Raw genomic sequence first — 12,800 nt, forward strand, 5'->3', positions numbered from 1 at the left:
ACATGAAAGATCCAAACAACCCTTGTATATTTTGCAAAATTAGAAAAGAAGAGCTGCAGTTTGAAAATCAATTGGCTTACTCATCCATAGATAGCTATCCAGTCTCAGAATTTCATAGTCTTATCGTTCCTAAAAGACATGTAGAGACATACTTTGAGCTTTCTAAAGATGAAATTCAGGCATGCAATGAGTTAATTTTAAAAACTAAAGAAAAAATTTTAAAACAAGACTCTAGTGTTAAAGGTTTCAATATAGGTACAAATGCAGGAAAATCTGCAGGCCAATCAATTATGCATTGTCACATTCATCTAATTCCTAGAAGAGAAGGGGATGTAGAGAATCCGCAAGGAGGCGTCAGGTCTGTGATCCCGAAAAAACAACATTATAAAAGAAAGTAAATATTTTTTAATTGTTATTAAAGACAAATTTATCAATAGTTTTTGTTGATATGATGAGTTATCTAGACTAGAAAACTTTAAAATTATTTAAAATAATTATACATAAGGGTAAAATGCTTGAAACAAATCCATTTTCGATATTATCAGAAGTAGTTCCTACTGTTGTTATGCAGGGTTTTATAATTGCAATGGTTCTTTTAATTGCTTTTGGAACAATTATTCAGATGATACACCATAAAAATTTAACTTACTTCTTTAACAATGCAAAAAAAGCAAAATTGCAGGCAACAAGAGAGGTTGGAGCTGCTGAGAAGGCAAAAATTATTGCTAAGACAACTGTTTATGAGATTGGAACAACATCAGAATTAGGTTTTGGAAAAAGAAGATTGGCACATGTTCTTGGTATGTATGGAACTATAATCTTTTGGATTGCTTCAGCAATGTTAGTGTTTTGTTATACAGGCGCAGATAAAACCTCTTCTACATTTTGGTCAATGCTATGGCATGTAGGTGCAATACTTACATGTGTTGGTGGATTTTGGTTTTGGTTTTTTTTAAGAGTAGATGTTTCTGCAGAAGCACACCCTTGGTATAGAATTATTAAAGCTGATTTGTTTGTCCTAGCATTATTAGCATGTTCAACTTTTGGGCTAGCTTGGTCTTACACTCAATTTAATGGTCAAGAAGGTTTGTCATTCTTATTTTTTGCATTGTTTGTAGTATCAAATTTAGTTTTATTTGGTGGAGTTTACTGGTCTAAGTTTGCTCACATGTTCTATAAGCCTGGTGCAGCAATACAAAAAAATTTGGCTGAAGCAGACGGTTCTAGAGATAATTTACCACCTCCTGCGGATGCGCCTGAGCAATTTGGCCTAGGAATAAAAAGAGAAGAGCCAAAACATTATTAATATGATAACTAAAAAGGAAAGAAAATAAATTATGTCAACTTTTGTATATATGACTAGATGTGATGGATGTGGTCACTGCGTAGATATTTGTCCATCTGATATAATGCACATTGATGAAAATATTAGACGTGCAAAAAATATAGAACCAAATTTTTGTTGGGAATGTTATTCATGTGTAAAAGCATGCCCAAATCACGCGATTGACGTAAGAGGTTATGCAGATTTTGCTCCGATGGGACATAGCGTAAGAGTAAGACGTGAAGAAGAAAAAGGAACTATTTCTTGGAAAATAAAATTTAGAAATGGAACAACAAAAGACTTTGTTTCACCAATAACAACGAAACCATGGGGAAAATTTATTCCCAAACTTGCAGATGGTGAAAAAGTAAAACAAGGAGAATTAAATTCGCAAAGACTTTATACTGAACCTGAAGGACTAAATATCGATGGTGAGCTTCCTTCAGTTCCAAAAGAGTCCTTTAAAAAAGGAGTTTATTACTAATGGCTAAGCACAAAACTCATTACGAAGACTGTGATATATTAGTTGTTGGTGGAGGAATGGCCGGCACTGGTGCAACTTTCGAAGCAAGACACTGGGGCAGAGATATGAAAATTGTTTGTGTTGAAAAAGCAAACATAGATAGAAGTGGGGCAGTAGCCCAAGGTCTTTACGCAATTAACTGTTATATGGGTATGCAGTGGGGCGAAAATCAACCTGAAGATCATGTCAGATACGCAAGAAATGATTTGATGGGAATGGTTAGAGAAGATTTAGGGTATGACATGGCACGTCACGTAGACTCAACTGTTCATATGTTTGATGAGTGGGGTCTTCCTATGATGAAAAATGAAGAGACCGGAAGATATTTAAGAGAAGGTAAGTGGCAGATAATGATCCATGGTGAAAGTTATAAGCCAATTGTTGCAGAAGCAGCAAAAAAATCTGCAGACAAAATTTATAATAGAATTATGATTACTCATCTTCTAATGGATGAGGCTCAAGAGAATAGAGTGGGTGGAGCCGTTGGATTTAATATGAGAACAGGTGATTTCCATGTATTTAGAGCAAAGGCTGTAATTGTTGCAGCAGGAGGAGCTTCACACATATTTAAGCCTAGAGCAGTTGGAGAAGGTATGGGAAGAACTTGGTATGCTCCTTGGAGTAATGGTTCAGCATATGCATTACCAATTGCAGCTGGTGCTAAAATGACTCAGATGGAAAATAGAATTGTGTTATGTAGATTTAAAGATGGATATGGACCTGTTGGCGCTTACTTCTTACATTTAAAAACATATACACAAAATGCAAATGGTGAAAACTATGAGAAGAAATGGTACGACCAGACTAAAGAATTAGTAGGTGAATATATAGATCACCATCCAACACCTACGTGTTTAAGAAATCATGCTTTTATTCAAGAAACAATGGCAGGTGGTGGACCAATCCATATGGTTACCACTGAGGCTTTTCAAGACCCACATTTAGAAACTGTTGGTTGGGAGAATTTCTTAGGAATGACAGTAGGTCAAGCTGTTGTTTGGGCATCTCAAAATATTGACCCGAAATATACAAATCCTGAATTAACAACGTCCGAACCATACGTAATGGGTTCACATGCTACTTGTTCCGGAGCTTGGGTAAGTGGACCAGAGGACTTGTCTCCACCAGAGTATTTCTGGGGTTATAATAGAATGTTGACAATTGATGGATTATTTGGAGCAGGTGATACTGTAGGTGGAAGTGCTCACAAATTTTCGTCAGGCTCATTTACTGAAGGTAGATTAGCAGCAAAAGCGGCTGTAAAATATATTGAAGACAAAAAAGCTGAGGGTTTAAAAGTATCGGATAAACAATGTGAAGATTTCAAAGTTAAAGTTTACAAACCTTTAGAAAATTACACAGTTGCTCAAAATGAGATTACAGGAGGAACTGTATCTCCAAGCTATATCTCTCCTATTCAAGGCTTACAACGTTTACAAAGAATAATGGATGAATATGTAGGTGGAATAGCTACAAATTATATGACTAATGCTAATATGCTAAAAAGAGGATTAGAGTTGTTAGCTTGGCTTGAGGAAGATCTTGAAAACGTGGGAGCTGAGGATTATCACCAGCTTATGAGGGCATGGGAACTTAAACACAGAGCTTTGACATCTCAGTGTGTAACAGAACATACTATGTTTAGAGAAGAAACTAGATGGCCTGGATATTATTATAGAGGCGATCATATGAAACTTGATGATGATAATTGGCATTGTTTGACAGTTTCTAGAAGAGACCCTAAGACTGGTAAGTTTAGTATGGAGAAAGTTCCTGTCTACCATATAGTGGATGAAAACGAGAAGAAAAAAGCTTCTTAATAAACTTTTCAAATAAATTTTATGGATATTTTATCTAAAACAGATGATGAGATATTTGAATTAGCCAAACCTATTTGGGATAATTTGGTCAAATCTTCTAATCTCAAGGATTATGGTGGTTTCACTAAAGATTTCTCCACTCAAATGCTTTTTGGTGCTAACGAAGTAGAGCTTGGAAAACAGTGGGCTAATAACAAGCTAATTACTAATCTTAAAGAGACTTTTGAACCGTTTGGATGTCTTAGAAGAGGAGACCATATAACTGTTCTAATTAAACAGACAAATAAAGAGATCCCAGGAGAGTTCCTTGGAAGATTGGTTTTAGGAGTTGAGGACGACACAATTAAAGTTTTTGGGGCTACCATCTACTAGGCAAAAAATATTGCTTAATAATAAATAATTGTTTGACAAATTTCGTTGTGGGTGTAATGACGAATTTAATGTTACTTTCTAACGTAAAAATTATAAACAAACTCTCGAATTTTAAAACTACATTTATTAAAGCAGGAATTATAGCAAGCTTAACAGCTTACTGGGGAGTGATTTTAGTTGGAACTTTTATTACATTTAACTAAGTTGTTTTTTAACAACTTTTAAATTTTTTATGGAAGTATTTTTACCGATAGCTCAAGTTTTTGTTAACCCTATCGAGATACTTTTATTAAGCGCAATTGTTGGAGTACTTTCAGGTTTATTTGGTGTTGGTGGTGGGTTTTTGATGACACCTTTTTTAATTTTTTTAGGAATACCTCCTGCATACGCTGTTGCTAATGAAGCAAATAATATTTTAGCTACTTCAGTTTCTGGATCTACCACGCATTATTTAAAAAATACTTTAGATTATAAAATGGGTTCAATGATTGTCATTGGAGGTGTAATTGGAACCTCTTTAGGAATTTACACTTTTACTTATTTTAAAGGCATTGGAAAAATTGATACAGTTATCTCTCTGGCTTATATGTATATATTAGCAATAATCGGAACTTTAATGTTGGTTGAAAGTTTGGGTGAAATAGATAAAGCAAAAAGAAACGTTGTAGTTAAAAAAAAATTACATGTTCATTATTGGATACATGGTCTTCCATTAAGAATGAGATTTCCAAAGTCAAAATTATATGAGAGTATTTTTACACCAATTATAATTGGTCTATTAGTTGGATTTATTGCAGCCATTATGGGAATCGGAGGTGCTTTTATTTTAGTTCCTGCAATGATTTATATAATTAAAATGCCTACTAAATTAGTTCCTGGTACATCTTTATTTGTAACAATTTTTGTAAGTGTGGTTGTTACTTTTCTTCATTCATTTAATTATGGATCTATAGATTTATTTCTAGTTCTTATGCTGGTTGTAGGATCTATAATAGGAGTTCAAGTTGGGCAAAAATTAGGAGAAAGAATTGATAGTTCTGGTTTGAGAGCTTTATTAGCAATTTTACTACTGATAGTGGGTATAGCAATAGCATACGATACATTTTTTGCAGAAAAAATTATAAATGAGACTGCTAAAGCTACTAGTTCAGATTTAAACTTCTTTTCTGAATTTATAATTGATTTTTCTAAAGAGATGCCTTTCTTTTACGGACTATTTACAATTATGTTTGCAATTATTTTAGGTGTTGGAGCTGCTTTTATAAGACGATTTATTTCAAATTTTAGAAAAAAATTATTAGTTAAATCTTAATTAAAATAATTTAGATATAATTCGATAGTTGTAATACAAACTACTCCAACAGTTGCCATACTTATAAAACCAACAACAAATGGTTTATAACCCATATTTTTAATTTCTTTTAAGTTAGTGGAAAGACCTATTGCTGCCATCGCCATTGTTAAAAATATTTTTGATGACAATTGAATACTCTCAATTGTAACCAACCATTTGTAGTTATTTAAGTACATTAGATCACCTAAATTTCTAATTATTATCATGGCCACAAAACCTAATACAAAGTAAGGAAAAATATCTATTATTGAGTATTTCTTTTCTGTAGTTTTTCCCCGATTATAAAGAAATGCAAATAAAGGGATCATGATAATCAAAAAGGTATTCCTTATTAATTTCGTGACTGTTGCAATATTTAAAGTTTCAGGACTATTAAACTGCTGGTCATAAATTAATCCTGCGGCTGCAACTTGAGAGGTTTCATGGATAGATGTTCCCAGAAATAATCCTATTAATAATGGCACACTTTCAAAATAAAAGTTAGCAAAATAAGGATAAATAAGCATCGAAAGTATTCCAAACAATGTAATATTAGCAATTGCATACGACACCTCGTTTTTTTTTGCACCAATAACAGGAGCAGTAGCCATAATTGCTGTAGTGCCACAAACAGTACTGCCTATTGATATTAAGTAAGCCATTCTTGTTGGTATTTTTAATTTTTTAATAAGAAGTTTAATTACTATTAACACACTGATTATACAGATTATAATTAATGGAATTGCTATTTTTCCGAATTCTAAAAATTCAAATGGCTTCAATTGAATACCTAGACAAATTATACCTAGTTTTAGAATATATTTTTGAGTAAAATCTAACCCTCTTAAAAAACTTTCTCTAATTTGAAAAACATTACCGAAAAACATTCCTAATAAAATAGCAATCATTGCAGTAGATATTGGGCTTTTTTCATAGCCTAATAGCTCAATACCAAGAATATTATTGAAACCTTGAGATAAAGTGTAAAGAACAAATGCTAATATAATACCTGGTAATACAACCAGGTATTTCTTAATATTCATGAAAGACTAAAGTTAATTAAGCACTTCTGTAAAGTTTAGTCATAACAAATTCTTTATGACCCAAAGCTTCAGCACAAGTTAATCTACCGTTTGCTACTCTAAGTGTCGTTTTAATTAATTCATCACCTGCTTCAGATAAATTCATTTCTCTTGAAAGAATTTTTGAAACATCACAATCAATATGCTCTCCCATGCCTTTTACAGTTAATGGATTAGCTGTTAATTTAACAACAGGTTCAATTGGATTTCCAACGATATTACCTTGTCCAGTTGGAAATAAATGAATATTAAAACCAGCAGCTGCTTGAAGCGTCACACATTCTGCAGCAGCAGATGATGTGTCCATAAAATATAAACCTTTTCCTTTGGTTGGTTCTTCAGCTGGTTCAAGAACATCAATAAATTTACAATTTCCAATTTTTTGAAAATTACCAAATGCTTTTTCTTCAATTGTTGTAAGTCCTCCAGCAATATTTCCAGCTGTTGGTTGACTTTCAGAAAGATCATCTGTCGCTTCTTTTAAAATAAAATCATTATAAGAGCTCCAAGTTTTCATAAATTTTTCAGAAGCTTCTTTTGTAGCTCCTCTAGTTGCACAAACTTGTTCTGCACCAGTTAATTCAGATGTTTCACCAAAACACAAATGAACACCTAACGGCTCAAGTTTGTCCATTAGATTTCCAACAGTAGGATTTGCAGCTAGTCCTGAAGTAGTATCAGATTCCCCACACTTAACTGAAATCCATAAATCGCTTAAAGGGCACTCTTCTCTTTGTTTTTCTGAAGCCCACATCACAAATTCTTGTGCTTTTTTTGACGCTTTCATTGTCGTGCCAATATCGCCTGTACGCTCAATATGAAATCCTTCAACTGGTTTTCCAGTTTTAGCAATTCCATCTACAATTTTTTTTGTCCATTTAGGTTCGATACCAATGACAATTACTGCTGCAACGTTCGGATTGCATCCAGTTCCAATCATAGTTCTAAAATGGAGCTCTAAATCTGCACCAAACTGAAGTCTTCCGTAAGAATGAGGAAGAGCGATTGTGCCTTTAATATTATTTGCAACTGCCTCTGCACATGCGTTTGAAATGTCATCAACTGGCAAAATAATCACATGATTTCTTGTTCCGGCTCTGCCGTTTTCTCTTTTATAACCTAAAAAGCTTTTTGGGATTTCCATACTATTACCACTTCTTTGTTTTTACATTGTGAACATGTACATGCTCACCTTTTTTGATTGATTTAACAACTTTACCAATATCGTGACCATACTTTAAAATAGTATCGCCCTCTTTAAGGTCAATCATTGCAATTTTATGACCTAAGGGTATTTCATCTAAGGATTGAATATTTGTTGAACTGTCGTCTTCCATTATCCAGCAAGCACAATCTTGTTTAGGAGTGATTTTTTCAATAACAACTACTCCCACGTTGTCTTTTTTATCATGTATGATTATATCTGTTGCCATATCGTGTCGATTTGTTTGTTTGAAATTTGTAAAAACTTATATATTAATCGCACAAATTAACAAACGAATTTTATAAATAGTATAATTACACTTTAGAGAGGTTCTAGTTTTATGACAAAAATGACAACAGAAGAAGCTTTTGTAAAAGTTTTGCAAATGCACGGTATTGAACATGCGTTTGGAATTATCGGTTCAGCCTTTATGCCAATTTCAGATATTTTTCCAGATGCAGGTATTACTTTCTGGGATGTCGCTCATGAAACAAATGGTGGTTTAATTGCTGATGGTTACACAAGATCTACTGGTAAAATGTCAATGGTTATTGCTCAGAATGGACCTGGAATTACTGGATTAGTTACACCAATCAAAACAGCTTATTGGAATCATACTCCTCTTTTATTGGTTACACCGCAAGCAGCGAACAAAACAATGGGACAAGGTGGATTTCAAGAAGTAGAGCAAATGAATCTATTTAAAGACATGGTTTGTTATCAAGAAGAAGTAAGGGATCCAACAAGAATGGCTGAAGTACTAAATAGAGTTATAGAAAAGGCTATAAGAGGATCAGCGCCAGCACAAATTAATGTTCCAAGAGATTATTGGTGTCAAGTAATTGATATCGATCTTCCTCCAATTGTGAGACTTGAAAGACAAGGGGGAGGTAATGATGCTGTAGCTAAAGCAGCTGACTTGCTATCTAAAGCAAAGTTTCCAGTAATATTATCAGGAGCGGGTGTTGTTATTGGAGGAGCTATAGAAGCTACAAAAAAACTTGCAGAAAAATTAGATTCACCTGTTTGTTCAGGCTACCAACATAATGACAGTTTCCCAGGAAGCCATCCTTTAGCTGTTGGTCCTCTAGGATATAATGGATCAAAAGCTGCAATGGAATTAATTTCAAAAGCTGACGTAGTGTTAGCATTGGGAACTAGATTAAATCCATTTTCTACTTTACCTGGTTATGGAATTGATTATTGGCCAAAGAATGCAAACATTATTCAAGTTGATATTAATCCTGATAGAATAGGTTTGACTAAAAAAGTTACTGTAGGAATAAGTGGTGATGCAAAATTAGTTGCTGAACAAATTTTTGAAAAATTATCTTCAAATGCTGGTGATACTGACAGACAAGCTAGAAAAGACTTAATTCATCAAACTAAGTCAGCTTGGTTACAAAAACTTTCAAGTTTAGATCATGAAGATGATGATGAGGGAACAGTCTGGAACAAAGAAGCAAGAGAAAGAGATGCAGATAGAATGTCACCAAGACAAGCTTGGAGAGCAATTCAAGCAGGAATGCCTGATGATGTAATTATATCAAGTGATATCGGAAACAATTGTGCGATAGGTAATGCTTACCCTACATTCGAAAAGCCAAGAAAATATTTAGCACCAGGTTTATTTGGTCCTTGTGGTTATGGTTTTCCATCAATATTGGGTGCAAAAATTGGTTGTCCAGATACTCCTGTTATAGGATTTGCTGGTGATGGTGCTTTTGGAATAAGCATGAATGAAATGAGTTCATGTGCAAGAGAAGAGTGGCCTGCAATAACAATGGTTATTTTCAGAAATTATCAATGGGGTGCAGAAAAAAGAAATACGACACTTTGGTTTGATAATAACTTTGTTGGTACAGAATTAGATCCAGAATTAAGTTATGCTAAAGTTGCTGACGCATGTGGTTTAAAAGGTGTAACTGTCAGAACAATGGAAGAAACAACAAATGCAATCAAGCAGTCTTGTGAGGATCAGAAGAAAGGCATTACAACATTTATTGAAGTAATTCTTAACCAAGAGCTTGGGGAACCATTTAGAAGAGATGCTATGAAAAAACCAGTAAGAGTAGCTGGTATTAAAAAAGAGGATATGAAGAAGCAGCCTTCTTTGAATTCTTAAAATCTTTTAAATCGCAATCAATTATCGTAATCTTCTTTCATGGAAGTATTAAACGATAATAGTTGTAGTTGGATTAATGATTTAAGTCCAAGAAATAACATTTTAACACTTTCATCTGATATAGATTGTGAATGGTTAATTGTAGGAGCGGGTTATACAGGATTATCTGCAGCAAGAAAATTAGGTCAACTTTACCCTGGTCAGAAAATATTATTAGTTGATGCTCAGCTAGCAGGCGAGGGTGCTAGCTCAAGAAACTCAGGATACTTAGTGGATACAACACTTAATGATGGTTTTACCTCTAATAAAGAATTAGATAATTATAAAAAAAAAGCAGACATCTATAAATTGGGAATAGATGTTATTAAAAAATTTATTAAAGAATATCAGGTAGATTGTGATTGGAATGAATGCGGAAAATATTTTGCATCATCAAAGCATGAAGATAGAAAAATATTAGAAAATTTTTCAAGAACTTTATCAAAACTAGGTTTTGAACACAATTTGTTATCAAATAAAGAACTTAAAAAAAGATTAGGTACCAATTTTTATAATATTGCTCTTCATACAAAGGGAGGGATTTTATTACATCCAGGTAAATTGGTTAGAGCTATGATTGATACATTACCAGAAAATGTAAATCTTTATGAAAATTCTTCATTATTAAATTGGAAAAAGAAAAATAGTACTGTCATTTGTAAATTTAAAAATGGTTCAATTAAAACTAAAAAGATTATTTTTGCTACAAATGGGTTTCTGAAGTCTTTAGGAATAAAATCAAATTATAATTTTCCAATTACTTTAACAGCTAGCATGACTAGATCTTTATCAGATGAAGAATTTATATCTCTTGGAGAGCCTAAAGAATGGGGAGTATTACCTGTTAGACCGATGGGGGCCACTATAAGAATGACTAAAGATAGAAGAATTTTAATCAGAAATACTGCAGAAGTTTATAATCCTTATCAAATGTCTAAATCTGAATTAACCAAAAGATCATTAAAACAAAAGATTGGAATTAAAAAAAGATTTCCGGAATTACCTGATGATATTATTCAATCTTCGTGGTCAGGAATTGTTTCAAGAACTAGAAATAGTTCTCAAATTTTTGAAAAAATAGATGACAATATATTTGTTGCAGGTTGTTATAATGGCTCTGGTATTGGAGTTGGTACTTTATTTGGAGAGCAAATAGCAATCAAAGCAAGCAATGAAAACACAAATGAGATTGAAACTATTGAAGCAAGAAATAAACCTACATGGCTACCTCCTGATCCAATTTTAAGTTTAGGAGTTAGAGCTAGGTTGATTTATGAACGTTTCAGAGCAAAATCTGAGATTTAGTTTAAGACAGACATGGGATCAAGTCGTGTTTGAAACCAATTAACTCTAAAATCCAAATGTGGTCCTGTTGATCTTCCTGTTGATCCTACAGTTCCTATTACATCACCTTGATTAATTTGATCACCAACTGAGACCAAAACATTTTCTAAATGAGAATATATTGTGGATATCCCATGACCATGATCCATTATAACTGTGCCTCCAGTATAATATAAATCATCTTCAGCCATTGTGACAACACCCGAACCAGATGATTTAATCATCGTTCCTTGTTTAGCAGCAATATCTATTCCGTAGTGAGGCCATCTTGGTTTACCATTTAAAATTCTTTGACTACCATAAACACCGCTAATTATACCTTCAACTGGCATGATAAATTTTTCCTTAAAAAATTGTAAATCAGAATTAATTGCCCTTGCTTCTCCAATCGCATTATTTTCTTTTTTAATCCTTTTATAAACAGACTCAGGTGGGGTGACTTTACTTTCTGCCAAACCATCTATTCTTTGTATATTATATTTCCTCTTTAAAACTTTTTTTGTAATTATTGATTTTTTTTCATTAATAATTTTTGTAAATTTTAGGTCATATTTTTGATCTCGATCTATACCAAAAGCAAAAAAACCATCTTTTGATACTTTAACCTCTTTTTTTCCAACTAAAATTTTAGCGTTAGGATCAGTTTTACCTAATATAAAATGACCTTGTAGAAATTTACCTTGGAATTCAATAGCTTTTACTGGTGATATAAAAATTAAAAAAACAAAAAAAAGTCTATAAATTATTGAGCTGTCCATCCACCATCTATAATTATTGATGTTCCAGTTATCATTGAAGATGCTGATGATGACAAAAAGCATACTGTTGTAGCGATATCACTTTCAGTGGCTGCTTTTCCCATTGGGATATTTCCAAGGGCTAATTTTTTAAATTTTTTGTTTCTAAAAAAATTTTTAACCATAGGTGTTTCAACAAAAGTAGGTGCTACCGTATTAACTCTGATATTTTTTTTAGCTAATTCGACACCCATTCCCTTTGTCAATCCTTCAATTCCAAATTTTGTCATATTGTATATGTTTCTACCACTCATACCAACATGACCTAGTTGAGACGACATATTTATAATTGAGCCAGGTCTTTTTTTATTTTTTAGCATCTTTTTTACAACAAGTTGTGCCACGTTAAATGCTGCCTTAAGATTTAAATCCACAAGGTAATTCATGCTTTTTTGTTTTATTTTTTCAAATGGTTCTGGAATATTAGTTCCTGCGTTATTAACCAATACATCAATAATTTTAATTTTATCTAATTTTTGTTTTAAATCTTGATAGTTCATCACATCGCATGAAACTTTAATAATTTTTCCCTTAACTTTTTTAATATCCTTTTCCAATTTATTTAAATCTGAGGTTGTTCTACTTAAAGCTATAACTGTTGCCCCTGCTTCAGCTAGTGCAATGGAACAAGCTCTTCCCAAACCTTTACCTGCACCAGTAACTAAAGCATATTTGTTTTTAAGATTTATTTTTTGAAGATACATTAAAAGAATAATATTTTAATATCTGTGTAAATCAACTCAACTGCTACAATTAATATGGCTAATAATCCGAGCCAAGCTATCCATCTATATTTTTTAATCCATCCAGAAATTAAAGTTGCTGCAGTTGCCATTA

At 32.9% G+C, this 12,800-nt stretch carries 14 protein-coding genes; 9 read left to right on the forward strand and 5 right to left on the reverse strand.

From position 1 onward, the window contains the following. Positions 1–2: 2 nt before the first annotated feature. The 7 genes from AMN83_RS03975 to AMN83_RS04000 all read left to right on the forward strand — a co-directional run bounded on the left by AMN83_RS03975 (position 3) and on the right by AMN83_RS04000 (position 5,351). Entirely contained in the window at positions 3–398 is a 396-nt protein-coding gene (locus AMN83_RS03975) for an HIT family protein (RefSeq protein ID WP_075504380.1), read from the forward strand. Positions 399–511: 113 nt separating this feature from the next. Further along, entirely contained in the window at positions 512–1,306 is a 795-nt protein-coding gene (locus tag AMN83_RS03980) for an adenylyl-sulfate reductase (protein ID WP_075504381.1), read from the forward strand. A 31-nt stretch (positions 1,307–1,337) separates the two neighbouring features. Next, positions 1,338–1,808: an adenylyl-sulfate reductase subunit beta gene (gene aprB / locus AMN83_RS03985; RefSeq protein ID WP_075504382.1), complete on the forward strand. Its 471-nt coding sequence runs from the start codon at positions 1,338–1,340 to the stop codon at positions 1,806–1,808. Next, positions 1,808–3,667 (forward strand): adenylyl-sulfate reductase subunit alpha, encoded by a 1,860-nt coding sequence (gene aprA / locus AMN83_RS03990; RefSeq protein WP_075504383.1) that lies wholly within the window; start codon positions 1,808–1,810, stop codon positions 3,665–3,667. The genes aprB and aprA overlap by 1 nt, the downstream gene beginning before the upstream one ends. 21 nt (positions 3,668–3,688) lie before the next feature. Then, a complete protein-coding gene (locus AMN83_RS03995) occupies positions 3,689–4,039 on the forward strand; it encodes a hypothetical protein (protein ID WP_075504384.1) in 351 nt (116 codons plus the stop codon). 56 nt (positions 4,040–4,095) lie between these two features. Then, positions 4,096–4,242 (forward strand): hypothetical protein, encoded by a 147-nt coding sequence (locus tag AMN83_RS05225; RefSeq protein WP_179850412.1) that lies wholly within the window; start codon positions 4,096–4,098, stop codon positions 4,240–4,242. A 29-nt stretch (positions 4,243–4,271) separates the two neighbouring features. Beyond that, the gene (locus AMN83_RS04000; RefSeq protein WP_075504385.1) at positions 4,272–5,351 is read left to right on the forward strand and encodes a sulfite exporter TauE/SafE family protein; all 1,080 of its coding nucleotides are present in this window, start codon (positions 4,272–4,274) and stop codon (positions 5,349–5,351) included. Here the strand turns inward: AMN83_RS04000 and AMN83_RS04005 are convergent. The 3 genes from AMN83_RS04005 to AMN83_RS04015 are packed head-to-tail and all read right to left on the reverse strand — an operon-like array spanning position 5,348 to position 7,887. Then, positions 5,348–6,415: a YeiH family protein gene (locus tag AMN83_RS04005; RefSeq protein WP_075504386.1), complete on the reverse strand. Its 1,068-nt coding sequence runs from the start codon at positions 6,413–6,415 to the stop codon at positions 5,348–5,350. The genes AMN83_RS04000 and AMN83_RS04005 overlap by 4 nt on opposite strands. Positions 6,416–6,431: 16 nt before the next feature. Beyond that, a complete protein-coding gene (locus AMN83_RS04010) occupies positions 6,432–7,598 on the reverse strand; it encodes a UxaA family hydrolase (protein ID WP_075504387.1) in 1,167 nt (388 codons plus the stop codon). A gap of 4 nt (positions 7,599–7,602) precedes the next feature. Then, on the reverse strand, positions 7,603–7,887 hold the full coding sequence (locus tag AMN83_RS04015; protein WP_075504388.1) for a UxaA family hydrolase: 285 nt from the start codon (positions 7,885–7,887) through the stop codon (positions 7,603–7,605). 111 nt (positions 7,888–7,998) lie between these two features. On the opposite strand from AMN83_RS04015, the gene xsc reads away from it, so the two are divergent. Both xsc and AMN83_RS04025 read left to right on the forward strand, forming a co-directional pair. Then, the gene (gene xsc, locus AMN83_RS04020) at positions 7,999–9,783 is read left to right on the forward strand and encodes a sulfoacetaldehyde acetyltransferase (protein ID WP_075504389.1); all 1,785 of its coding nucleotides are present in this window, start codon (positions 7,999–8,001) and stop codon (positions 9,781–9,783) included. Between the two features lie 39 nt (positions 9,784–9,822). Continuing rightward, a complete protein-coding gene (locus AMN83_RS04025) occupies positions 9,823–11,127 on the forward strand; it encodes an NAD(P)/FAD-dependent oxidoreductase (protein ID WP_075504390.1) in 1,305 nt (434 codons plus the stop codon). On the opposite strand, the gene AMN83_RS04030 is transcribed toward AMN83_RS04025, so the two are convergent. Together AMN83_RS04030 and AMN83_RS04035 are read right to left on the reverse strand one after the other, a co-directional pair. Beyond that, positions 11,124–11,924 carry a M23 family metallopeptidase gene (locus tag AMN83_RS04030; protein WP_075504391.1) on the reverse strand — a complete coding sequence of 267 codons (801 nt, stop codon included), beginning with the start codon at positions 11,922–11,924 and terminating at the stop codon, positions 11,124–11,126. The two genes, AMN83_RS04025 and AMN83_RS04030, sit on opposite strands and share 4 nt — an antisense overlap. Continuing rightward, complete coding sequence (locus AMN83_RS04035; RefSeq protein ID WP_075504392.1) at positions 11,909–12,667, reverse strand: SDR family NAD(P)-dependent oxidoreductase; 759 nt, start codon at positions 12,665–12,667, stop codon at positions 11,909–11,911. The genes AMN83_RS04030 and AMN83_RS04035 overlap by 16 nt, the downstream gene beginning before the upstream one ends. Between the last annotated feature and the right edge of the window lie 133 nt (positions 12,668–12,800).

Source organism: Candidatus Pelagibacter communis (assembly GCF_001180025.1).
Classification (GTDB): Bacteria; Pseudomonadota; Alphaproteobacteria; order Pelagibacterales; family Pelagibacteraceae; genus Pelagibacter; species Pelagibacter ubique_A.

Coding starts and splice junctions, on each gene's coding strand:
- AMN83_RS04015 (WP_075504388.1), bottom strand. CDS start 7,887: ATGGCAACAGATATAATCATACATGATAAAAAAGACAACGTGGGAGTA.
- AMN83_RS04030 (WP_075504391.1), bottom strand. CDS start 11,924: ATGGACAGCTCAATAATTTATAGACTTTTTTTTGTTTTTTTAATTTTT.
- AMN83_RS04000 (WP_075504385.1), top strand. CDS start 4,272: ATGGAAGTATTTTTACCGATAGCTCAAGTTTTTGTTAACCCTATCGAG.
- AMN83_RS03980 (WP_075504381.1), top strand. CDS start 512: ATGCTTGAAACAAATCCATTTTCGATATTATCAGAAGTAGTTCCTACT.
- AMN83_RS04010 (WP_075504387.1), bottom strand. CDS start 7,598: ATGGAAATCCCAAAAAGCTTTTTAGGTTATAAAAGAGAAAACGGCAGA.
- AMN83_RS03995 (WP_075504384.1), top strand. CDS start 3,689: ATGGATATTTTATCTAAAACAGATGATGAGATATTTGAATTAGCCAAA.
- AMN83_RS05225 (WP_179850412.1), top strand. CDS start 4,096: ATGACGAATTTAATGTTACTTTCTAACGTAAAAATTATAAACAAACTC.
- AMN83_RS04025 (WP_075504390.1), top strand. CDS start 9,823: ATGGAAGTATTAAACGATAATAGTTGTAGTTGGATTAATGATTTAAGT.
- AMN83_RS03975 (WP_075504380.1), top strand. CDS start 3: ATGAAAGATCCAAACAACCCTTGTATATTTTGCAAAATTAGAAAAGAA.
- AMN83_RS04035 (WP_075504392.1), bottom strand. CDS start 12,667: ATGTATCTTCAAAAAATAAATCTTAAAAACAAATATGCTTTAGTTACT.
- xsc (WP_075504389.1), top strand. CDS start 7,999: ATGACAAAAATGACAACAGAAGAAGCTTTTGTAAAAGTTTTGCAAATG.
- AMN83_RS04005 (WP_075504386.1), bottom strand. CDS start 6,415: ATGAATATTAAGAAATACCTGGTTGTATTACCAGGTATTATATTAGCA.
- aprA (WP_075504383.1), top strand. CDS start 1,808: ATGGCTAAGCACAAAACTCATTACGAAGACTGTGATATATTAGTTGTT.
- aprB (WP_075504382.1), top strand. CDS start 1,338: ATGTCAACTTTTGTATATATGACTAGATGTGATGGATGTGGTCACTGC.